The organism is Psychrobacter sp. 219-2-C (assembly GCF_049560815.1).
GTDB classification, from domain to species: Bacteria; Pseudomonadota; Gammaproteobacteria; order Pseudomonadales; family Moraxellaceae; genus Psychrobacter; species Psychrobacter faecalis.
Map to the genome: position 1 here is coordinate 2205096 of NZ_CP186933.1, position 21818 is coordinate 2226913.

Sequence of the window (21818 nt, forward strand, 5' to 3'; positions counted from 1 at the left end):
ACGTTGTACTTCTTCTACGAGCCCATCCCAGATTCTGTGTAACTGCCATTTAGATTAAATGCTTACTGATACGGTCATCAAACATAATCATAAAACGATTCAGAGCAGACGTCCAGTTACGAATCGGCATCGACCACCTTGACGACGCCTGCTGGGTTGCTAAGTACACCACTTTAAATGCAGCTTGATCAGACGGGAACACCTTACGCTTATTCACCGCTGTCCGAATCACGCTGTTTAAAGACTCTATAGCGTTGGTGGTATAGATGGCTTTTCTGATATCTTTCGGATACTCAAAGAACACCGTTAAGCCCTCCCAGTTATTACGCCAAGACTTAACCACGTGCGGGTACTTATCACCCCACACCTCGTCGAAATGCTCAAGATTGGCCTCTGCTATCTCAAGCGTATCAGCGCCGTAGATGGCCTTTAAATCAGCCGCTACGGCCTTTTTATCCGTCCACGGCACAAACTTCATTGAATAGCGCACCATGTGTACGATACACAGCTGAATCTGTGCCTTTGGATAGACGGTGTTAATGGCATCAGGGAAGCCCTTTAGACCGTCAACACAGGCAATGAGGATATCTTGTACCCCGCGGTTTTGTAGTTCAGTGAGAACACCTAGCCAGAACTTAGCGCCTTCATTCTCTGACAGCCACATGCCAAGCAGCTCTTTTCTGCCGTCGAGTCCCACGCCTAGCGCCAGATAGATTGCCTTGTTGATAATCTGCTTATCTTGACGTACTTTGACGACAATGCAGTCTAGATAGACAATAGGATAAACACTGCTCAGCGGCCGGTTCTGCCAAGCTGTGATGTCCTCTAATATGTTATCGGTGACTCTTGAGACAAGAGAGCTTGATATATCAACGTCGTAGAGCTCTTTAATGCTCTCTACGATCTCGGTGGTGGTTTGACCCTTGGCGTATGAGCGAGGATCAGCAAGTGTCTGGGAGACACTTGCCCGAAGCGCAAGACGTAAGGCTATGCCTGTAGTGAAATATGATTTTATCATCAAGGCCACTAATACGGGTTTGATGCTTACGCACTAAGGCAGGTTCAAAGTCACCATCACGGTCTCTTGGGGTGGAGATCTCAAGATCGCCTGTGTCACTGCGGACTGTCTTTTTAGTGTGCCCATTGCGCTTGTTAGGCTTGTCTGCTTTTTCATGCTTGGGGTAGCCAAGATGCTCTTCCATCTCAGCTTCAAGGGCAGTATCAATAAAGGATTGCATGAGCTGCTTTTGAAAGTCTTTGATGTCATCGAAGCTTTTCATGCTACCAGCCATTTGCTCGGCCAGTTTCTTGATGTCAGATTGGTTAGTCATTGCTTATTCTCCGGTTAGTGGATTATAAGCAGTTACACAGTTTTTAGGAAACTCTCCAAGCTTCTAGAGGGAAAACCCCTGCGTATTGGCTAGAAGTATCTATTTTATAGTTATATAAGCTTAATATTATAATGCTGACCTACGCTATCACATACACAGACTGTAATACTCATGCTGAGTATTACAGTCTGTGTAGCGCACCGATCACAAATAAAATTTGTATGGTAAGTACACTGGGACTATTTCTTAGCCCACAGCCAAAGATTCTAGTCCTCACTAGAGAACTATACCAGTAAAGACGCCTGATCTATTTCACTAGGATTTGAGCAAAGGGCTTTAATTTGATATCTTTTACATATTTTCATACTTGTTCTTGGTTGGTGGTACTGAGTAGGTTCCCACAACATGGGCAACTAATTCGTCAGATCCATCTGAGTATAAAGAAACCTCACCTACGACTAGACTTCTTCCAACTTTTAGCAGTTTGCACTCAGCAATAATGAGTGATTTTGCAGTTGGTTTACGTAAAAAGTTGATAGTTAGACTCGTGGTTACTGCTAATGGTACTATGCCAATTCTACCTAAGATAGCCACATAAAGAGCCACATCAGCAATTCCCATCATTACAGGTCCCGATACAGTACCTCCAGGTCTCAAATCATCTAAACTGATATCATGGGATAAAATTGACCCACTGCTATTTACTGCCTCAATCTTGTACTTTGCTTGAGGGAACTCAGACTTCATGAACTCAGCTATCTCTTCCTTGGTTGCTGACATAGGGCTTCCTTTAATCTAACTGTTATTGGTACCTCTATCCTATCCTAACTTTCCACCTTACTACGATAAAAAGTTATAGAACCGTTTTAGTTCAGAGCACTAGTTTTAAAGTCCTTGACGATTTGCTGAGAGGTATAGGCTAATGATAGCTTATCAGGTCCTTTCACTGGTTCAGTCCCACTGTAAGAATTGAAAAAAGACAATTAGCTAGCATTTGAGAAAGATTAGTGTGTATATTGACTGATTAACTATAAAAACTAAGGGCGCAGGATTGGATAATAATAGATTTCTCATACGAGCAATTGAAACTGCTGGTTAAATTTTTATGTTGTCTGCGATGGTTGCCGCTAGATTTTTTTAAACATGCTCTAGCTTAACTTCTATCCTAGAACACAAACTGTCGGTTGTACGTCCAGTTTTTACGGGCTTTCTTATTATGTATTTTTCTCAATATCAACACCCGCACCAACAATCAGTTTTTATTCCGCCTAACTGATGTCTTTTTAGGGTTCGTCATTATGATGAAGGTGTGCTGATTTTTAGCAGACCATCAAAAATTTAAATCATCGAGCGACTCAATGCCAATGACTTTACCTGCTATCAATTCCCTAACAAATCCTTTTGTCAGCTGCTCGTTCTCTGCTTTGGTTGTTTTCTTGCTGTCGGTATCAATCGTAACCGCGTCTAACCAGTCAGTGTTAACAGTAGGGTCTTGATGATAAATTACTTGTCTTGCTTGCTCTGATTTATACAAAGTTATTTTTCCCTTAAATCGTGATTAGTGCGTTGTAAGGGCGTTGAACTCTTAGTCGTTTCCCAAGTGTTTTAGTGGTCTATAGACTTCTCTGATTGTATTTTAACATCATTTGCGTATTGCTATCTTGGTTTGAATATCAGGTTCTAAGTTGTCCGAAAATAACTAAAAACCAGTATCGTTATACGATAGAAAATACTATCACAACTAAGAATAGGTTGTTAAGAGCTGATCATAATGTCGTAAGCCAGTAATAAGACGCGCTAAAGCTGCTCGTTCTAATTGCAGACTATCTCGATTAGTTATATTATATAGACTGTAATCTATATATTGGTTTTTATATGTGGACTGTCATCACAACAGAGCTGTTCAACCAATGCTTTGATCAGCAAGATGAATCAACGTAAGAAAAAGTACTGGCAGCTTTGATGGTTTTAGAACAACAAGGCCCAAGCTTAGGTCGCCCTTTAGTAGATACGGTGTATGATTCAAAGTTTACCAACATGAAATAGTTACGTGTTCAGCACAGAGGCAAGCCACTCAGAGCCTTTTTTGCCTTTGACCCAAAGCGGCAAGCTATTGTGCTTTGTATTGGTGATAAGGGTAATAAAAAGCGTTTTTATAAAGAAATGCTAGACACTGCAGACCAACAGTATGAATGTCACCTCAGAACTTTAGGAGATTCATGATATGACTAAGACATTACAAGAAATGTTAGCTGAGCGCTCTTTGTATAGCCAAGCGCGTATTAAACAACTGGCAGAGCAACTGCTTTTAGAAAACCAGCTGTTTCGTATCCGTGAAGAGTTAGAGATCTCTCAAAAAGAACTGGCTCAAACCATGGGTATTAAACAGCCTTCATTGTCTGCTATAGAAAATCGCGGCAATGATCTTAAAATATCGACCATGAAAAAATATGTTGAGGCTATGGGTGGTAAGCTTCGTATCGACGTTGAGCTGCCAACAGGGAAGCACATTGGCTTTAATGTGTAATAATAAATTCAAGTGATTCAAGCGCTAATAAGCCACCCTCTTATGGTTGGCTTTTTTTTATTAAAAATATGCTAATAATAGTACGCTTGAATTGGTTTTACTGCTTTAGTTCATTTTAAATGGTCTATCAATGGGTTTGAAGGGTGAGTTAGCCGGTTCCGCTCGGGTATACCCCAACTGAACCAGTAATTTAATTCCAGATTGAAAAGCTTTTCCTAAAAATTGTGCAACTGCTTATAATTCAATAACAGGAGAATAAGCAATGACTACTCAATCTGACATTAAAAAACTGGCTGAGCAAATGGCCAGCAGCATGAGCAGCTTAAAAGTTTGAGAAAAAGGTGTGTTACTTAAAGTCTTATCTACTACAGCTCCATAGCTATACTGGAAGTTATTTAACCTGCGCTGTTTCTAATAAACTGCCATCTTTATCGAATAAGCAGTCGACGATAATGAGCGGAGCCGCATCCAAACTATCTTCAGCGTAGTAATGTGTTATGACTTCAAAGTTACCATTATTTAATCGTCTGTAGTCTGTGTTTTTTCGTTTAATGTCCATAGACTTAAAGCCTTTAAGCATGGGCTGTACTGCTTTCTGGCACTTCGTTAGCAATGCAATCTTTGTTGTTTTTTGAGCTTGTTCGAGTTCAGTGTTTCTTTTTTTATCAGATGGGTTACTGCCATTTTGAATCCAAATATAAAATGCTGCAAATGTAATAATAGACAGTCCTGTCAGTGTCTCTTTTTTCATAATATGACTCATTTAGCGAAAATATAATAAGATATTTACCAAAATACAAGCATACCTCAGTTATTCTTAAGGAGTATGTTAAAACAATAATTAACCGTTGAAAGCAATGGGTAAATGTTACTCCCGTTCTGGTTAAAACAGCTTAGTATTATAAAATAGGGCTTAATGAAACATGGATACCTTAAATATCGTGTATCTCGTAGGAGCAGTATTAATTTTCGCCAGTATCATGGCAAGTACGTTATCGGCGCGTTTGGGTGTTCCACTTTTGCTATTGTTTTTAGTCGTCGGGATGCTCGCTGGTGAAGAAGGTATCTTGGGTATTGAATTTTCTCAATATGCGATAGCCAATTTTGTCGGACAAGCAGCCTTAGCCTGTATTTTGTTAGATGGCGGGTTGCGCACCTCTGTTAAATCATTCCGAGTTGGCTTAAAACCAGCCATCACACTGGCTACTTGGGGCGTACTTGCGACAGTCATGATACTGGGTGTATTCGTCACATGGCTGCTGGATGTCGATTGGCGCTTTGGCTTATTACTGGCAGCAATCGTGGGTTCAACCGATGCGGCAGCGGTATTTTCACTGTTGCGTAATGGCGGTGTTAAATTAAATGATCGTGTCCAAGCCACGCTTGAATTAGAGTCGGGCGCCAACGACCCTTTAGCGATTCTGTTAGTCACTGGATTGATTGCTCTAAATGTTGATCCTGCCGGACAGACAGCGCTAGGCTTCTTAGGCCTACTATTACAACAGCTTAGTTTTGGTTTAGGAATGGGCTTGTTCTTTGGTTATTTCCTATCTCGATTATTACCTAAGATACATTTGGCAGAAGGTATGTATGCCATTTTAATAATGTCGGCGGGTTTAGCAGTGTTTTCTGCCACTAACTTACTGGGCGGTAGTGGGTTTCTCGCGGTCTTTATCGCTGGTATTATGATTGGCAACCATAAGGTACGCTCAACTGAGCATGTCATGCGCGTGATGGACAGCTTTGCGTGGTTGTCGCAAGCGGTGTTATTTGTGGTATTGGGCCTATTGGTCACGCCATCGAACGTTCTTGAAGTTTGGCCTTATTCAGTGGCCATTGCTGCCTTTATGATTTTAGTGGCTCGTCCTATTGCAGTCTATACCAGTGTTTTACCGTTTAAATTTAAAAATAGAGAGATCGGCTTTATCTCTTGGGTCGGCTTACGTGGTGCAGTGCCCATTACCCTTGCCATGTTGCCAGTGATTGCAGGGGTAGACAATGCCTTTATGCTGTTTGATATCGCTTTTGGGGTGGTGGTCTTATCGTTGGTGTTACAAGGGACGACCATTCCTTTTATGGCCAATCTGTTTAAGGTGCGTATTCCTAACAATAAGGGCCCAAAAGAAGAGCATGAAGTGTGGGTGTCAGATAGAGCAAGTATTACGTTGTATGAATTTGAAGTAAAGTTAGGTGCGTTTGCAATTGGTCGTCATCCGAAGGATATATCTACGCGTATCAGCCCTGAAGGAATCCATGTTTTTGCCTTGGTGCGTGGTCAGCAAATCTTGGCAATTAATGAACAGACTAAACTCAAATTTGGCGATAGCGTATGGTATGCCATGAGTGGCGATTATGCCGATCAGATTGCGACTGTTTTTAATGACACTACGTTAGACCGCAGAGCCATCGATGATTTTTATGGCGATTGGATGCTATCGCCGAGTGTCAAACTTAAAGATGTGCCTTTCTTTACCGATAGGATGAAATCCGAATCTCTAGAAGATACCCTGAACACGAATAATATGTGGGAACAAACGGTTGCTGAATATATTAAGGATAGCTTAAAGATGGCACCCGTAGCAGGCGATACGGTTGTGATTAATAAGGAGTGGTTATTAGTCATTAAAGAAGTTGACGGCCAAGGAAGACTGAAAACGATTGGACTAAAACAACTAGAAAAGCCAGCAGTGGCATAGTATCTATCATTATTAGACATAACATGGACTAGTAGCCAAAAGGCAACCATTTAAGACAATTAATAGTCCTGCTAACATTGTCCATTCTAGGTAACTCATTAGCTCAAATTATGGTTTGTTTTACTGGTATCGCTAGGGTATACCCAAAATAGCAAAATTTTATTTGTGAGTGGAATTCGCATTTTTCTAAGTAATGCTAATACAGAAGCTAAACTACGCAGCATAATTCTATTTGATCAGTATCTTATGCTTAGAATTATTATTAAAATATAAGGTGTTTTTAATCGCCAAAGCATAAAAAATACAGTGACAATTCTACATAGAAGATTTTTCAAAAATACTTTATATTCTATTAAAAATCACATAGGAAAGTGGCTCACGATAGCCACTTTTTTTATGCCTCATACTTTTAGTAGATACACTTAGCGTTACGCAACCAGACAGGATGTGTCATGAGACATTTTTATTTAGACTTTATCTTTACCGCCATTGCATTAGCGATCGCGGCATGGTGGGGATATTCACATGGCGGGATGGGCGGTTTGATCGCAACCTTATCTATTACCGCTATTTTGGCCGTCATGGAAATCTCATTATCATTCGATAATGCGGTGGTTAATGCCTCAGTTCTGAAAGGCTGGGATGAATTTTGGAAAAAGATATTTTTAACCGTTGGTATTTTGATTGCTGTATTTGGTATGCGCTTGGTATTCCCTATTGTCATTGTCGCAGTAACTGCTGAGCTTGCTATGGTAGAAGTCATCAAACTGGCTTTGTATCAACCAGAAGAATACTCTGCCCGTTTAATGGCGCACCATGCTGAAATCTCCGCATTCGGTGGTATCTTCTTATTGCTCGTCTTCTTAAACTTTATCTTTGATGATAAAGAAGTGCACTGGTTTGATTGGTTAGAGAGCCGTTTGGCAAAGCTTGGCAAAGTAGATGCCATGAGCGTGTTTGTCGCGCTTATCGTGTTGATGATTGCCGTATCATTTGCTGACCCTGAGCAATCCGCCGCGGTATTGATTGCAGGCGTTTGGGGTATCTTAATATACCTTGGCGTACAAGTGGTCTCGGGTATGCTAGAAGGCGACCTTGAAGAAGACTTAGAAAACGCTGAAGCTGGCTCAGGTGCAGCAGCGACCAGTGCGATTATGAAAGGCGGAATCATCGGCTTTTTATATCTAGAAGTCCTTGATGCGTCATTCAGTTTCGATGGTGTGATTGGCGCCTTTGCGATTACCAATGACGTTATCGTGATTATGCTCGGTCTAGCAATCGGTGCGATGTTCGTGCGTTCGATGACTATTTTCTTAGTCGATAAAGGCACGCTTGATGAGTTTGTCTATCTTGAGCATGGCGCGCATTATGCCATCGGTGCTCTAGCCATTATTATGCTATTGTCGGTGAAATTCCATGTGCCAGAGCTTATCACAGGTTTGATTGGTATTGCCTTCATTGGTTGGGCCCTGCTGGCTTCACTGAAACACCGTAAACAACAGGCAAAACTCACTGCTTAGAGTGTAAACAATGTAAAGCAAAAAATCATTATCTTAGAATATCGTTAATAACAGGTTATACCAAACAATTGGTATAACCTTTTTTCTAATATGCATTGCTTTTTATTACCTAATAATAGACATTATATTTAAACATTTATACTTCCAACAATAAGAGACACAAATGCTGAAGAAAGCTGAACAAAGATTAGAAAAAACCATATTTAATAGTCGTTGGCTGCTAGCCCCGTTCTATTTAGGATTGGTGCTCGGTATCATTTTGTTATTTATTAAGTTTTTTCAAGAGCTGTGGCATATGACGACTCATGTGTTCAGTGCATCTGAAGCCGATGTCATCGTTGGTACGTTGGCGCTTATCGACATGTCATTAGTCGCAAGTTTATTGCTTATCATCATATTTAGTGGTTATGAGATTTTTGTCTCAAAAATTGATACCGGAGATCATGAGGACCGCCCTGAATGGATGGGGAAAATTAATTTCTCTGGGCTGAAACTCAAAGTGATTGGTGCCATCGTTGCCATTTCTGCGATTGATCTTCTTAAATCATTTATGGATATACCTAAAGAGATGAGCGAAGGTGATGCTGATAGATTGATGTGGAAAGTGATTATCCATATGACGTTTGTACTGTCAGGCCTGTTATTTGCTTTGATGGATAAGATTGTCGGTGATACCAAAAAACATTAGAAAGATTTTAATAAAAAACCTATCAATTAATTTATATAAATAGACGAAAAGGAGCACACATGGCAGGAGCCAGTTTATTAACCTTACTTGATGACATCAGTGTCATATTAGACGATGTGTCAATCATGACCAAGGTTGCCGTTAAAAAAACGGCAGGAGTATTGGGTGATGATTTGGCCCTTAATGCTGAGCAAGTTTCAGGCGTTAAAGCCGACCGTGAGCTGCCAGTAGTTTGGGCCGTCGCCAAAGGCTCATTCGTTAACAAGCTTATATTAGTGCCATTAGCGTTGCTGATTAGTGCCATTTATCCCCCTTTAGTTACCTTCTTACTCATGTGTGGAGGTGTCTATTTGGCTTATGAAGGTGCTGAAAAAATCATTCATAAGTTCTGGCCACATATCTTACCTCACGATGAAGAACAAATAGCCCGTCTACGTGCCAATGCTGATGAGACGGTTGATCTGGTTGCTTTTGAAAAGGACAAAATCAAAGGTGCGGTGCGCACCGACTTTATTCTATCGGCTGAAATTATCGTAATTGCACTCGGCTCAGCAGTTGGAGCGACGCTTTTAGAGAAGAGCGTGATGCTGTCTATTATTGCTATTGGCATTACAGTAGGCGTTTATGGCTTAGTAGCGGGTATCGTTAAAATGGATGATTTAGGTCTTTACCTAATGAAACAGACGAACGGTGCAAAGCAGAAAATAGGTGGGATTTTATTGTCTGCGGCACCAAAGCTGATGAAGTTTTTATCCATTGCTGGGACATTAGCAATGTTTCTAGTGGGCGGCGGTATCTTAGTGCACGGGATCAGTTTTTTGCATCATGAAGTGGAAGACTTAGCGCATCTAACTGGCATATTTGAAAGTATAACAACGATGCTATTAAATGCGTTAGTAGGCTTAGCCGTCGGTGTTATTGTCGTGGCTATTGTCACCATGATTGGTAAATTACGCAGTAATAAGTCATCTTCGACGCATTAAAAATAACGATAATCACCCTTGTTCATTTAACCTTCTTTTAAAGAGTGCAATAAACCATGTTTGAATTTGATTTAAACTTAAAATTAATGGTGTATCACCTAATTCAATTAGCAATTGCTTTCGTGCTTTCCCTACCGATTGCGCTTAATCGTGAGATGAAAGATAAGGGTGCAGGACTCAGAACTTTCCCATTAGTCAGTATTGCATCCTGTGCTTTCATGCTAGTGGCTGTCGATATCTATCATGGAGGTGCAGCAGAACCCGAAGCGAGAATCATGTACGCCATTATTACAGGTATGGGTTTCATTGGTGGCGGGGCGATTTTTAAAGGCGATAATACGGTAAGAGGCACTGCGACAGCTGCGAGTCTATGGAATACTGCTGCTATTGGCATCTCTGTTGCTTATGGGCGTTATGAGATTGCGATCATATTGTCGGTGGTCAATTTCTTAATCCTACAATTCTCGGAACCTTTCAAAGTGAAAGATAATCTTGAATAATTATTATTCGTCACGGTTTGTATACTTTAAACGGATCAAATAGCTAGAAACGATAAATGGACTTATTTCATGTTTTTTATTTACTATTATGGCAGTCCCAGCACGTTACGCAGGCTTAAAAAAGCACAATCCAAAGCCCCAATTCTTATTCTGCTGAGTCAGATCTATTAGCAAGTCCGCTATCTGCTTATTCTCGTCAGTAGCCACAGACTTGTGATAATAACAGGTGACACTGATGTTAAAGATCAAATAAGCTCTGCAGATACTGATGTCATGCTCTTTAATATAGTAACAAACTAAGGCTCTGCGCCTCAGGACCCTACCACTTTTTTGACATGGCATCCTGCAATATATTTGTTTTAAGAGATTCGGTGGTGTATCAGAAAGTATGCTGAGTTAATAAAGGAGAGTGACAGCCGAGGCAAGATGATATATTTGAGGTTATGAAGACACAAATACAGATCGATTGCCCCGACTGTCACAGTAATAGTCTAAAGAAAAATGGCAAAAAAAAGCTATGGCAAGCAGAATTATCAATGTAAGGACTGCAAACGCCAGTTTATTGGCGATCATGCCCTAACTTATAACGGCTGTCACTCTAGAATAGAAGATAAAATACGGCTAATGACAGTGAGAGGCTGTGGCATTAGAGACATTGCTATTATAGCCTCAGTTAGCATTGGTAAAGTGCTTAGCACCATAGGCTCATCTGTTTATAAGATTGCGCCTAAGAAGCGCTATTATGAACGCTTAGAGGTTGATGAGTTTTGGACTTACGTGTATCGCAAGAAGCGTAAAGTTTGGCTTATTTATGCTTATGACCGCGCTACCAATGAGATTGTCGCTTATGTCTGGGGCAAACGTGACCTGAAAACAGCTAAGAAGCTAAGAGCCCGTCTTAAACAACTGAAAGTCAGCTATGGCTCTATTAGCATGGATAACTGGGATAGCTTTATAACCGCATTCAAGCCTGACAAGAAACAAATCGGCAAGCAGCATACGGTAGGCATAGAAGGTAATAACTGTCGCCTTAGACACCGATTGCGACGAGCCGTTCGAAAGACCTGCTGCTTCTCAAAGAAGTTTGATAATCACTTAAAAGTGTTTGATTTGGTATTCTTTTATATCAATTATGGCTATGTCTGATGTCAGCATACTTTTTAGAACACCACCAACTTTTCTAAGTGTTTTAAAAATAACTTCATATTTTTTATTATGAACATGTTGGTGCTGGCAAGCAAGAATATGTATATCTAATACGTCACCTGTTGCCGTACGTACTCAACTTAACCTAAATGCTTTCTACTCACCTAGAAGGCGTTTTTTTGCTTCACAACCTATATAGACATATAAGTCAGTATCAACCATGCACTTTGCTTATTTTATCGCAACCCTTTGCTATACTAGCCCCACTTTATCGATTAAATCTTACCTTATAAAATCCTCAAAAACAGCATGGTAGCCTTATGAAATTCTCAAAGTTCGGTCAAAAATTTACCCAGCCAACTGGCATCTCACAACTCATGGATGACTTGGGCGATGCGCTAAAAAGCGATCAGCCTATCAATATGTTGGGTGGTGGTAATCCTGCTAAGATTGATGCGGTTAATGAGCTATTTTTAGAGACTTATAAAGCGCTTGGCGTTGACAACGATACCGGTGAGGCGAATAGTAGCGCGATTATTAGTATGGCAAATTACTCCAATCCACAAGGGGATGCTGCCTTTATCGATGCCTTAGTTAGCTTCTTTAATCGTCATTATGATTGGAGTTTGAGCGCAGAAAACATCGCTTTGACCAATGGCTCACAGAATGCTTTTTTCTACTTGTTTAATTTATTTGGTGGTGCGTTCGTTGACGAACAGAGCAAATTGGTAGATAAATCTATTTTGCTACCATTAACCCCTGAGTATATTGGCTATAGCGATGTGCATGTCGAAGGTCAGCATTTCGCCGCGGTATTACCGCATATCGATGAAGTGACGCATGATGGCGAGGAAGGTTTCTTTAAATATCGGGTAGATTTTGACGCGTTAGAAAACTTGTCAGCATTGAAGGAAGGTCGTATTGGTGCGATTTGTTGTTCGCGTCCGACCAATCCAACGGGCAATGTGTTGACCGATGAGGAAATGGCGCATTTATCCGAGCTTGCCAAACGTTATGAGATACCGCTGATTATCGATAACGCCTACGGCATGCCCTTCCCGAATATCATCTACTCTAACGCGCATTTGAACTGGGATAATAATACGATTTTGTGCTTTAGCCTGTCTAAAATTGGCTTGCCCGGTATGCGTACCGGCATTATCGTTGCCGATACGAAAGTCATCGAAGCGGTCAGCGCGATGAATGCAGTGGTCAATCTGGCACCGACACGTTTTGGGGCAGCGATTGCGACACCATTAGTGAACGATGACCGTATCAAGCAGTTGGCGGATAATGAGATTAAACCCTTTTATCAACAGCAAGCGACATTGGCGGTCAAGCTGTTAAAAGAAGCGCTGGGTGATTATCCGCTAATGATTCATAAGCCGGAGGGCGCGATATTTTTATGGTTATGGTTTAAAGACTTGCCGATTAACACCACTGAGCTGTATGAAATTCTCAAAGACAAAGGCACGATTATCGTACCGAGTGAGTATTTCTTCCCCGGTGTCGATGTCAGCGATTATAAACATGCCCATGAGTGTATTCGTATGAGTATTGCAGCCGATGAGCAAACTTTGACCGATGGTATTGCAGTGATTGGTGAAGTGGTGCGTGAGCTTTATGATAAGGCTAACAGTCAGAAAGACTAAATCTTTTATTAAAAAAATATTGAATCATAAAAACAAAAAAACGGACTTATTAATAGTCCGTTTTTTTTGTGCTATCACCGAATCCAAACGGTTTAGCGCAGCGCTTTTAACAAAGCTTCAGCACTCATTTTACCAAAATCATTGGCCGCCAAGGGTCCATCGCCTGAGATCAGCTTTCTGTCTTGATGGGTATGTCCTGTCGCCAATTTATTATCAATGGTAACGCCCAACGCCTTAAGCTTATCAGCAAAATACCACGGCATCGTACCGGGTAAATAACCAATTTTTGGCATTTGCTTGTCCATAGCTGTCGGGAACGCTACCATCTCATAACCTTTAAAGATAAAGTCGCGATTGGCGTTATCATCTTTATCGGCGCTATTAGTATTGTCAGCGCTATCAGGCTTATCAGAGCGATCAGGACTTGCTAAATTGGCTGCCAATAAAGCCGCTGGTCCATGACAAATCGCTAAGGTAAATAAATCCTTGTCATAACCCCAACGTAGCAACTCGCCAAGGTTATAATCTTCAGGCAAGCCCAGCATTGCCCCATGCCCACCGGGGATAAAGATTGCTGCGTAATCCTCGCTATTTTCCATATCATTTTTGACAAAATCGGCGATACTTTTTGGACTGTTAAGCTTAGATTCATATTCAGCGTAGATTTTTTTGACGTCGTCATCGTCCTCTGGCATTGCCCACTGCTCGACTTTTACAGCCTCCCCGGTTGGGGTAAAAACATCTACCGTAAACCCTGCTTTTTTAAAATGCAGCAACGGCACCATCATCTCAACCGGATGATTGCCAGTCTTAAACTTCTTATCATTTGCCATGGTCATGTACTGCCGCTCGGTGCAGACCATCAGGATTTTTTTGTTGCCCCGATATGGCGCTTCGTACTCGCTATGATCGTAGTTGGTTTTGTTAGGCGCTGCCAATTTAAGCGAAGCTTTAGAAGGGGTATAAGCACCATCTTCGGCTTCTTGCGGCTCTAAACCTAAGGTGTCTTTGGCTTTGTCTACTATTTCACTGATATTAAGGTCTGAGATATTCATAACTTTTCCTATTTTATTATTGCTTATATTAGATTGATAATTAGAAAAGATAGAATAATTGCCTGTCGCTACCTTTCTGATTGTAAGGTAGCAAACTCATAACACATTAAATAGACCAGAGTTTTTTGACTTTCGTAAGCTTTGTAAATGGTGAGTTGCTTAAATTTGGCGCTTTAAAAAAGTAACAGAGTAAAAAGCGCAAAGCAATGAGCTTATAAACAATAAAAAACGGACTTAGCGATAGTCCATTTTTTTCTGCCGTTTAATCATAGGCTTGACGGTATTGATTGATTGAAACGTCTTTGTCCATACGGTCAAGCCGTAGATTATGTAAGACAGCAGACAGGTATTCACGACATCATGGATACTGGCTTTGATTTCTGCCGCTTTTAACCCTGCCACACCCAATTCGGTAAGCGTCTGGCGATTGTCCAAATACTCACCCAGTAGAGCAATGGCAGTCACCAAAATCAAAGCGGCAAAAGCTCTGGCGCTGTATTTTTTAAAAATTGGACGCAGCAAAAGTAAACTTAATAGGTAGACGCCAATGCCCACATAAATATGTAAGGCGTCTTTGTCTAAGCCAGTAGCATCGACGACACCGTTTTTAAAGAGATAAAAGTCCACGATTTTATTCCGCGTAAAAGAGGTAAAAAGTAACTGAGTATAAATGAAAAACAGCCAATTATACATTGAGAATAAAAAAGGTAGATTAAGCATTTGCTAATCTACCTTCTTATTGAAGAAATATTTAAAGTATAGTTGTTAAATATCCCAATCGACAAAATTTTTTAATAGCTGCAGACCCGCGGTGTGGCTTTTTTCTGGATGGAACTGGGTCGCAAATAAATTATCTTGCAAAATACTGGCACAAAACGGCTGACCGTAATCACAAACGGCCGCCACTTGTGCATCGTCGCTAGGCGCGCAGTAATAGCTATGTACAAAGTAAAAATGCGCATTGTCTTCGATGCCATTCCACAGCGGATGAGCAAAATCCATGCCGCTGATGGTATTCCAGCCCATGTGCGGCACCTTAATGGTAACCCCCTGCTCATCTTTCCAAGTAGGGTCAAACGCTTCTACGCTGCCATCTAGGATGCCCAAGCATGTTGTACCACCATTCTCAGCGGACTGCTCAAACAACGCCTGCATGCCCACACAGATGGCCATAACAGGCTTATTGAATACTGCTTGACGTATGACCTCATCAATCCCTGCCTCATGCATGCCAGCGATACAATCGCGCATCGCACCGACACCGGGGAAGAAAATCTTATCAGCCGCCGCGACCACTTTTGGGTCATTGGTAATAGAAACCTCTGCCCCGACCGCTGCTAACGCCTTGCTGGCCGAGTGCAAATTACCCATGCCATAATCTAATAATGCAATCTTTGTGGTTCGACTCATCTAAAAAGCCTCTTTGGTCGATGGCAAGGTATTCAGCGCACGCTCATCATATTCGCAAGCCATACGTAGCGCACGAGCAAACGCTTTAAAGGTTGACTCGATTTGGTGATGGCTGTTTTTACCTTTGAGGTTGTCCAAGTGCACCGTCATCCATGAATGATTGACGAAGCCGTAGAAAAATTCGCTAAACAAATCGACATCGAAGTTACCAACATGCGAGCGGGTAAACGGAATGTCCATATGCAAACCGGGACGACCAGACAAATCAACCACCGCGCGCGTCAGTGACTCATCGAGTGGCGCATAAAAATGCCCGTAACGACGAATGCCTTTTTTATCGCCCAATGCTTTATTGAACGCTTGTCCAAGCGTGATACCCGTATCTTCAACACTGTGGTGATCATCGATAAAGGTATCGCCAGTACATTTGATATCTAAGTCAAACAGACCATGACGCTTGATTTGGTCAATCATATGGTCTAGAAATGGTACGCCAGTATCGACAGTGCCTTGACCGGTACCATCAAGGTTTACCGTACAAGTGACTTGCGTTTCAGCAGTATTACGCGTAACGGTCGCCGTACGTGCGGCATGACCGAAAAGATTTTGAGCAGAATTTTGATTTTGTTCGGTAGAATTGGCTGTCATGGCTACTCTCTATAAATGAAAAGCGGTCAATAAAATAGGGCGAAAAAGCGCCCAAAGCATTCTTACTAGCGTCTAAGAAATATAAAAGTTAAGCTGAAAGTGAGGTCAATGTTTACTAAAAAGCTTATTTAAAAAGGTAGAATATTGGGTTTTTGGCGTATAAACCATTGTCTATCTTCATCATAGCAAACCCTAGCATTTACTGCCACGACCAAGCAGTAATCCACGCACAAAATCGCCCTATTCTGCTAAAATAGTGCGTTCAGTATTATCAATCATCACCCGCGCTGATCCCTCAACGCTACATTCGATGTTACGACGCGGTAAACACTTATAGGAACCGATTATGCCTTTAGAAGCGATCGCCATCAATAGCTTAGATGCGCCCCTAATTAAAAACCCTGCCCGCGAGAACGAGTTATCAGAGCGTCTGCATGCCTTATATGACAGCGATGACAATCAGCCAAGTGGCGCAGAGGTATTAAACCTCGTTGAGCAAGGTTTTAAGCGTGGTCAGACTTTGTATGTCGGCATGTTTAATGATAAGCCTATCGCCGCGGTTGCTTGCTTTGATGACGGACAAACCGATGCCAAACGTCTTCAATATCTTACGGTACACAGCCAAAATCGTGGTCGCGCTATCGATGCAAAGTTTATCAAACTGGTTTATGATGCTGAAGTGAAAAAAGGCGTACGCCAGTTTGTCCCTGTTGACGCTGATATTCATCGTATTATGAGCGAGTATGAGCTCCTGCGCGTTAAGGATTAAATACGAGGTTAAAAGCTTAGTTTTGACTTATATTCGATTATTTATGGGCTTTTCTCACTTATTATGCAAAAACCACTTGACAGTAACGCCTATATTTAGTTTAATAGCGCCTCAACGAAGACGGCTCGATAGCTCAGTCGGTAGAGCAACGGATTGAAAATCCGTGTGTCGGCAGTTCGAACCTGCCTCGAGCCACCATTCGTTTAAGCATTCCAAAAAGCCCCAAACATTACTGTTTGGGGCTTTTTTTATGGTTAAAATTTAATAAAAATTATAAGGATAGCTATCTACTACAACTGATAGTCGCACTAATTCATAACACTTTTAGGCTGTTTTTAAAGGATAAACTCTCTCTATACTAAAACGATTAATGCAAAGTAAAAGGGTAAAACTATGAGAGAGTTTGATTATGATTTGGATTATAAAAACCTAGACTTGCGCGCGCACCCTGAGCTATATCGCGTCGGTCGCGGTGAGCAAGGCGTGCTATTGGTCGAACCTTATAAGTCGGAAATATTGCCGCATTGGCGCTTTGCAACCCCTGATATGGCAAAGGAAAGCAGCGAAACCATTTATCAAATGTTCTTAGATTATCTCGCTGCCGATGACTTCGTCGGTGCCGATATGGCACGTAAATTTATTCAAATGGGCTATACCCGCGCCCGCCGCTACGCCAACCACAAAGGTGGCAAGAAATACAAAGGACCCGTCCCTGACGATAAAAAGGGTCAAAGCGGCGCCCATGGCCGTGAAGAGCTACCACGGCAGGTTGAAGACCCTATCAAAGCAGAGTCAGCGCGTATTTTTAAGCAAACTTGGGATAAATGCCGCGAAAACGCAGACTATCTTAGAATGAAATCCGAACATCGCGCACGCTATAAAGACGTTAAATAATCGGTTATAAAAATGATAACCATGAATCACAATGACCTCAGGCGCTTGATTGTGCTACGCTTTATCCTAAATTAATAATAAGAGCTTTTATGATGTCCAATAACCTTGCCCCAGCGCCCATTACACCGCAACTTACTTCACAACAAAAACCGCTTCTCATTTTTGATTTTGATGGCACGCTGATTGACAGCGTACCTGATTTGGCGGATGCGACCAATCTGATGCTTGAGCAACTAGGTCGATCTCCCTTCCCGCTTGATACCATTAAAGGCTGGGTTGGTAATGGCGCGCGTGTATTGGTTGAGCGGGCGCTATTAGGTCAGGTGATTGTTGATGACAGCCTAGACAACGAGGCGGTAGAGGAAGCGCTTCGTATCTTTTTTGCCGCTTATGGCGCCCTTGATTGTCAAAAAACCACGGCTTATCCTGATGTGAGCGCAGGTTTGCATCAGCTTAAAAACGCAGGCTATACCTTGGCACTGGTGACCAATAAGCCGATTCGTTTTGTCCCTAAAATACTAGAACATATGGGCTGGACGCCGCTATTTAGCGAAGTGATTGGCGGCGATAGCTTACCGACTAAAAAACCTGATCCCGCGCCGTTATTACACGTTTGCGAGTCGCTTGGGTTTGCGCCTATTGACGCTTTTATGATTGGTGATTCGATCAATGATATTTTAGCGGGAAAAAATGCGGGTGTGGATACCATTGGGCTCTCATATGGTTATAACTATGGTGTCGATATTCGTGATAGTAAGCCAAACTTTGCGTTTGATAATTTTGCTGAATTATTAAAACTATTGGGCGTATAAAGTTTTTGATAGGGATTCAATATCGTTCTAAAAGTGACGCTATAACCTAACCCGCACCATCGGCATTAATAAACAGACTAATATGATAATTAACGCTTTATCTAAGCGCCTACTTATCCTGCATTAATTGTCGTTGCCGTTTCACTTTTTTCTCTATTTTGTTGAGCCACATTAACCAAATAAACAATCCGATAAAAGCAAAGCTCCAGCAGCAGGCCGCTAAAAAAATACTTTGAGAATACCCTAGCCAAGTAGGATTAAGCCTCAATAATGCCGCAGCGGTTATCAATAACGCCAAGATAAAGACAAAAGGCTTGGCGTTCGTGTCACGCAATACTCGGTGTGATCGAGTTCGCGACATCACTGTGAAGGTGAGCGTTCCCAGTGCCGCTATAGTAATGGCGTGCAACGCTTTGGTAATCGGAAAATTGGCTGTTATTAAGCTCAAAGCAATACCTAACCAGCCCACGATAATCCAGCTGTATCCTAATAGCATGGCCAATAAATCGGCACGCCCATAGCTCCACCACGGTCGCCAGCGCAGCACTCGAACCACACAGAGCAGCGCACTACTAAGTAAAAGTGCTGTTATAGTGAATTTTACCCAAGCAAAAGGCAGTAGATTTAATACCAATACTAAAAATAGTAAAATTAAAATACTGCCTTCAAACCTAGGCTGCACACGGTCTTTTAAAAATCGATTTTGACTCTGAAAATGCCCTGCTAACGCTGGCGCTATTATTCGACCTCCCATATAAAACATCAATACGCTTAATAACAACACCGCTTCTAATAAGAATTTCAGACTCAAGCCATCTGACTGATCGCTTTGCATAACTGAGTGAAAACCAAGCGCCGCAATACCTAAGCCTACCAGCACAAAGCCTGCCGATTTGTTTCGCCATTTTCTAGCCGTTCGCAAAAAAATAGGCGCAAGCTTCCATACTAACGTCGCAACAAAAGCGATATTAATTATCGCTGTAATCATACTAATCGGCGCAAACCAAAAGCTCAGCCTGGCCACTAGCCATAACCCAATCACAGTAAAGATATAAGCTTTTGGTTGCGGGCCAGCAAGGTAGCCTGCAATCACCAGTAAAGCAAAACCAAAAATCATTTCATGACCGTGACCCCAGGCGTACTGCAAGCCTGCAGGGACAGTAAACCAGCCGAGCTGACCACCCACTGATAATGGTAGGATTAACGCGGAATACAGCGCGGCAAGCGGAAACCAATAAGTATGAGCAAAAGGCAGTTTGGCTTTCATTAATGGAAGAATCCTTTTATAAAACGTCAGGGAGTCTAAGAGAGTATTAAAGGTATGCTTGGGATTAAGTATAGTAAAGTGTCGGTTAAATATAATAAAGTGTCGAGAGTTATGGGCGAATAATCCAGTGTAAGTCTTGCAGTACTAGGTTTTTATAACTGGTTTAGCGTATGATTAAGCGGTACTTAAGCTTAAATAAACCAATAAACGGTACGCTATTGGAGACAAAGAATGATTAAAAAAGATGACAGCAACAGAAAATACTCCGCTATTTTGGTCGATGGCATCCAAAAAGCTCCTGCTCGTTCTATGTTGCGGGCGGTTGGTTTTACCGATGAGGATTTTAAGCGCCCACAAGTGGGTATTGCCTCGACTTGGAGCCAAGTGACGCCTTGTAATATTCATATTAATGGCCTGGCGGATGAAGTGGCCAAAGGCGTTTATTTGGCTTATGCCAAACCAATTATCTTTAATACCATCACCATCTCTGACGGTATCGCGAACGGTTACCAAGGTATGAAGTACTCCTTGGTATCGCGTGAAGTGATTGCCGACTCTATTGAAACTGTATCAGCCTGCCAAGGCCACGATGCTATCATCGCTATTGGTGGCTGCGATAAAAATATGCCGGGTTGTATTATGGCCATGGCGCGCTTAAACCGCCCTTCGCTGTTTATTTATGGCGGTACCATTCAGCCGGGTAAAAACCACACCGACATCGTTTCTGTCTTCGAAGCCGTCGGTGCCAATGCCCGTGGCGATATGACAGCAGAGGAAGTATTAGAAGTTGAAAGAACGGCTATCCCTGGCCCCGGTTCTTGCGGTGGCATGTATACCGCCAACACCATGGCATCAGCGATTGAAGCGCTTGGCATGAGCTTACCCGGTAGCTCCGCGCAGGAAGCGATTTCTCCGGAAAAACGGGAAGATTGCCGAAAAGCCGGTGAAGCGATCCAATGGCTCCTTGATAACGACATTAAGCCCAGCGACATCATGACGCGCAAAGCCTTTGAAAACGCCATTACTATGGTGATTGTATTAGGCGGCTCAACCAACGCGGTTTTGCACCTGCTTGCCATGGCCGATGCCATCGGTGTCGAGCTAAATATTGATGACTTTACCGAAATAGGAAAGCGCGTTCCTGTGTTGGCCGACTTACGCCCATCAGGCCGTTACCTCATGTCAGAGCTCATCGAGATTGGTGGCATCGCCCCATTAATGAAACGCTTATTGGCAAAAGGGTTACTACACGGCGACTGCTTAACCGTTAACGGTAAAACCATCGCTCAAAATCTAGCTAACGTAAAAGATTACCCAGAAGGCCAAGATATTATCCGTCCGTTCGACAATCCCATTAAAGCTGACAGCCATTTGCGTATATTACGCGGCAACATTGCACCAACCGGTGCGGTGGCAAAAATCAGTGGTCAAGAAGGCACTCAGTTTACGGGTACCGCTCGGGTGTTTGACTCAGAAGAAAATGCCATGAGCGCCATTTTAGATGGTACCGTTGTGGCAGGTGACGTGGTGGTGATTCGTTACGAAGGTCCTAAAGGCGGCCCCGGAATGCGTGAAATGCTGTCACCGACCTCTGCCATTATGGGTCGCGGATTGGGCAATGATGTTGCGTTGATTACTGATGGTCGTTTCTCTGGTGGCAGTCATGGCTTTGTCGTCGGGCACATCACCCCTGAAGCCATGGTTGGCGGCCCGATTGCCATTATTGAAAACGGCGACACCATCACCATTGATGCCGATAATAATGAAATCAATTTAAACATCAGCGAAGCAGATATTCAAAAGCGTTTAAGTGTATGGAAAGCCCCAGAGCCAAATATAAAGCGCGGTGTACTGGCCAAATACGCTAAAACCGTTGGCAGTGCCTCAGAAGGTGCCATTACTGATAAATTTTAATTGCTA

At 42.2% G+C, this 21818-nt stretch carries 20 protein-coding genes, 1 tRNA gene and 3 pseudogenes; 14 read left to right on the forward strand and 10 right to left on the reverse strand.

Annotated elements, in window-relative coordinates; translation table 11 throughout:
- Positions 1–49: 49 nt before the first annotated feature.
- From ACPEGP_RS09005 to ACPEGP_RS09015, 3 genes and pseudogenes are all read right to left on the reverse strand, one after another.
- A pseudogene (locus tag ACPEGP_RS09005) lies at positions 50–1331 on the reverse strand (IS256 family transposase).
- Between the two features lie 351 nt (positions 1332–1682).
- Positions 1683–2111 carry a PaaI family thioesterase gene (locus ACPEGP_RS09010; protein ID WP_423813189.1) on the reverse strand — a complete coding sequence of 143 codons (429 nt, stop codon included), beginning with the start codon at positions 2109–2111 and terminating at the stop codon, positions 1683–1685.
- 550 nt (positions 2112–2661) lie between these two features.
- Positions 2662–2865, reverse strand: a complete 204-nt coding sequence (locus ACPEGP_RS09015) for a hypothetical protein (RefSeq protein ID WP_191690774.1) — start codon at positions 2863–2865, stop codon at positions 2662–2664.
- A 341-nt stretch (positions 2866–3206) separates the two neighbouring features.
- Here ACPEGP_RS09015 and ACPEGP_RS09020 point away from each other — a divergent pair.
- Positions 3207–3554: pseudogene (locus ACPEGP_RS09020) on the forward strand (type II toxin-antitoxin system RelE/ParE family toxin).
- 1 nt (position 3555) lies between these two features.
- Positions 3556–3858, forward strand: a complete 303-nt coding sequence (locus ACPEGP_RS09025; RefSeq protein ID WP_423813190.1) for a helix-turn-helix domain-containing protein — start codon at positions 3556–3558, stop codon at positions 3856–3858.
- Between the two features lie 391 nt (positions 3859–4249).
- Here ACPEGP_RS09025 and ACPEGP_RS09030 read toward each other — a convergent pair whose 3' ends face one another.
- Positions 4250–4609: a hypothetical protein gene (locus ACPEGP_RS09030; protein WP_423813191.1), complete on the reverse strand. Its 360-nt coding sequence runs from the start codon at positions 4607–4609 to the stop codon at positions 4250–4252.
- 172 nt (positions 4610–4781) lie between these two features.
- On the opposite strand from ACPEGP_RS09030, the gene ACPEGP_RS09035 reads away from it, so the two are divergent.
- The 5 genes from ACPEGP_RS09035 to ACPEGP_RS09055 all read left to right on the forward strand — a co-directional run bounded on the left by ACPEGP_RS09035 (position 4782) and on the right by ACPEGP_RS09055 (position 10245).
- Positions 4782–6554, forward strand: coding sequence for a potassium/proton antiporter (locus ACPEGP_RS09035; protein ID WP_423813192.1), 1773 nt, complete (start codon positions 4782–4784; stop codon positions 6552–6554).
- 452 nt (positions 6555–7006) lie between these two features.
- Positions 7007–8074 (forward strand): DUF475 domain-containing protein, encoded by a 1068-nt coding sequence (locus ACPEGP_RS09040; RefSeq protein WP_423813193.1) that lies wholly within the window; start codon positions 7007–7009, stop codon positions 8072–8074.
- Positions 8075–8237: 163 nt separating this feature from the next.
- On the forward strand, positions 8238–8762 hold the full coding sequence (locus ACPEGP_RS09045) for a TIGR00645 family protein (protein ID WP_011512374.1): 525 nt from the start codon (positions 8238–8240) through the stop codon (positions 8760–8762).
- 59 nt (positions 8763–8821) lie between these two features.
- The gene (locus ACPEGP_RS09050) at positions 8822–9745 is read left to right on the forward strand and encodes a DUF808 domain-containing protein (RefSeq protein ID WP_423813194.1); all 924 of its coding nucleotides are present in this window, start codon (positions 8822–8824) and stop codon (positions 9743–9745) included.
- Positions 9746–9801: 56 nt separating this feature from the next.
- Positions 9802–10245, forward strand: coding sequence for an MgtC/SapB family protein (locus tag ACPEGP_RS09055; protein WP_423813195.1), 444 nt, complete (start codon positions 9802–9804; stop codon positions 10243–10245).
- An 89-nt stretch (positions 10246–10334) separates the two neighbouring features.
- Here the strand turns inward: ACPEGP_RS09055 and ACPEGP_RS09060 are convergent.
- Positions 10335–10624, reverse strand: a pseudogene (locus ACPEGP_RS09060) (IS3 family transposase); the annotation flags it as partial.
- Between the two features lie 64 nt (positions 10625–10688).
- Here ACPEGP_RS09060 and ACPEGP_RS09065 point away from each other — a divergent pair.
- Together ACPEGP_RS09065 and ACPEGP_RS09070 are read left to right on the forward strand one after the other, a co-directional pair.
- Positions 10689–11391 (forward strand): IS1 family transposase gene (locus tag ACPEGP_RS09065; protein WP_423813196.1). Its coding sequence is split into 2 segments (ribosomal slippage): positions 10689–10751 and positions 10753–11391, totalling 702 coding nucleotides; the frame shifts between segments, so codons are not numbered across the junction.
- A gap of 320 nt (positions 11392–11711) precedes the next feature.
- Positions 11712–13043 (forward strand): valine--pyruvate transaminase, encoded by a 1332-nt coding sequence (locus ACPEGP_RS09070; protein ID WP_423813197.1) that lies wholly within the window; start codon positions 11712–11714, stop codon positions 13041–13043.
- Between the two features lie 92 nt (positions 13044–13135).
- Here the strand turns inward: ACPEGP_RS09070 and ACPEGP_RS09075 are convergent, their stop codons facing one another.
- From ACPEGP_RS09075 to hisB, 4 genes are all read right to left on the reverse strand, one after another.
- Positions 13136–14098, reverse strand: a complete 963-nt coding sequence (locus ACPEGP_RS09075) for a DJ-1/PfpI family protein (RefSeq protein WP_423813198.1) — start codon at positions 14096–14098, stop codon at positions 13136–13138.
- Positions 14099–14332: 234 nt separating this feature from the next.
- Complete coding sequence (locus ACPEGP_RS09080) at positions 14333–14725, reverse strand: hypothetical protein (RefSeq protein ID WP_288727643.1); 393 nt, start codon at positions 14723–14725, stop codon at positions 14333–14335.
- A 138-nt stretch (positions 14726–14863) separates the two neighbouring features.
- On the reverse strand, positions 14864–15508 hold the full coding sequence (hisH, locus tag ACPEGP_RS09085) for an imidazole glycerol phosphate synthase subunit HisH (protein WP_191690796.1): 645 nt from the start codon (positions 15506–15508) through the stop codon (positions 14864–14866).
- Positions 15509–16156 (reverse strand): imidazoleglycerol-phosphate dehydratase HisB, encoded by a 648-nt coding sequence (gene hisB / locus ACPEGP_RS09090; RefSeq protein ID WP_068404355.1) that lies wholly within the window; start codon positions 16154–16156, stop codon positions 15509–15511.
- 346 nt (positions 16157–16502) lie between these two features.
- Here hisB and ACPEGP_RS09095 point away from each other — a divergent pair, with 346 nt between their 5' ends.
- The 4 genes from ACPEGP_RS09095 (at position 16503) to ACPEGP_RS09110 (ending at position 18631) form a co-directional block, all read left to right on the forward strand.
- Positions 16503–16925 carry a hypothetical protein gene (locus tag ACPEGP_RS09095; protein ID WP_102076993.1) on the forward strand — a complete coding sequence of 141 codons (423 nt, stop codon included), beginning with the start codon at positions 16503–16505 and terminating at the stop codon, positions 16923–16925.
- Positions 16926–17047: 122 nt separating this feature from the next.
- A tRNA-Phe gene (locus ACPEGP_RS09100) sits at positions 17048–17123 on the forward strand.
- Between the two features lie 195 nt (positions 17124–17318).
- Positions 17319–17819, forward strand: a complete 501-nt coding sequence (locus ACPEGP_RS09105) for a DUF4385 domain-containing protein (protein ID WP_286797266.1) — start codon at positions 17319–17321, stop codon at positions 17817–17819.
- Positions 17820–17911: 92 nt separating this feature from the next.
- On the forward strand, positions 17912–18631 hold the full coding sequence (locus ACPEGP_RS09110; protein WP_423814273.1) for a phosphoglycolate phosphatase: 720 nt from the start codon (positions 17912–17914) through the stop codon (positions 18629–18631).
- A gap of 109 nt (positions 18632–18740) precedes the next feature.
- Here ACPEGP_RS09110 and ACPEGP_RS09115 read toward each other — a convergent pair whose 3' ends face one another.
- Entirely contained in the window at positions 18741–19898 is a 1158-nt protein-coding gene (locus ACPEGP_RS09115; RefSeq protein WP_423813199.1) for an NnrS family protein, read from the reverse strand.
- Between the two features lie 231 nt (positions 19899–20129).
- Between ACPEGP_RS09115 and ilvD the strand changes: the two genes are divergently transcribed.
- On the forward strand, positions 20130–21812 hold the full coding sequence (ilvD, locus tag ACPEGP_RS09120) for a dihydroxy-acid dehydratase (RefSeq protein WP_423813200.1): 1683 nt from the start codon (positions 20130–20132) through the stop codon (positions 21810–21812).
- Positions 21813–21818 lie beyond the last annotated feature (6 nt).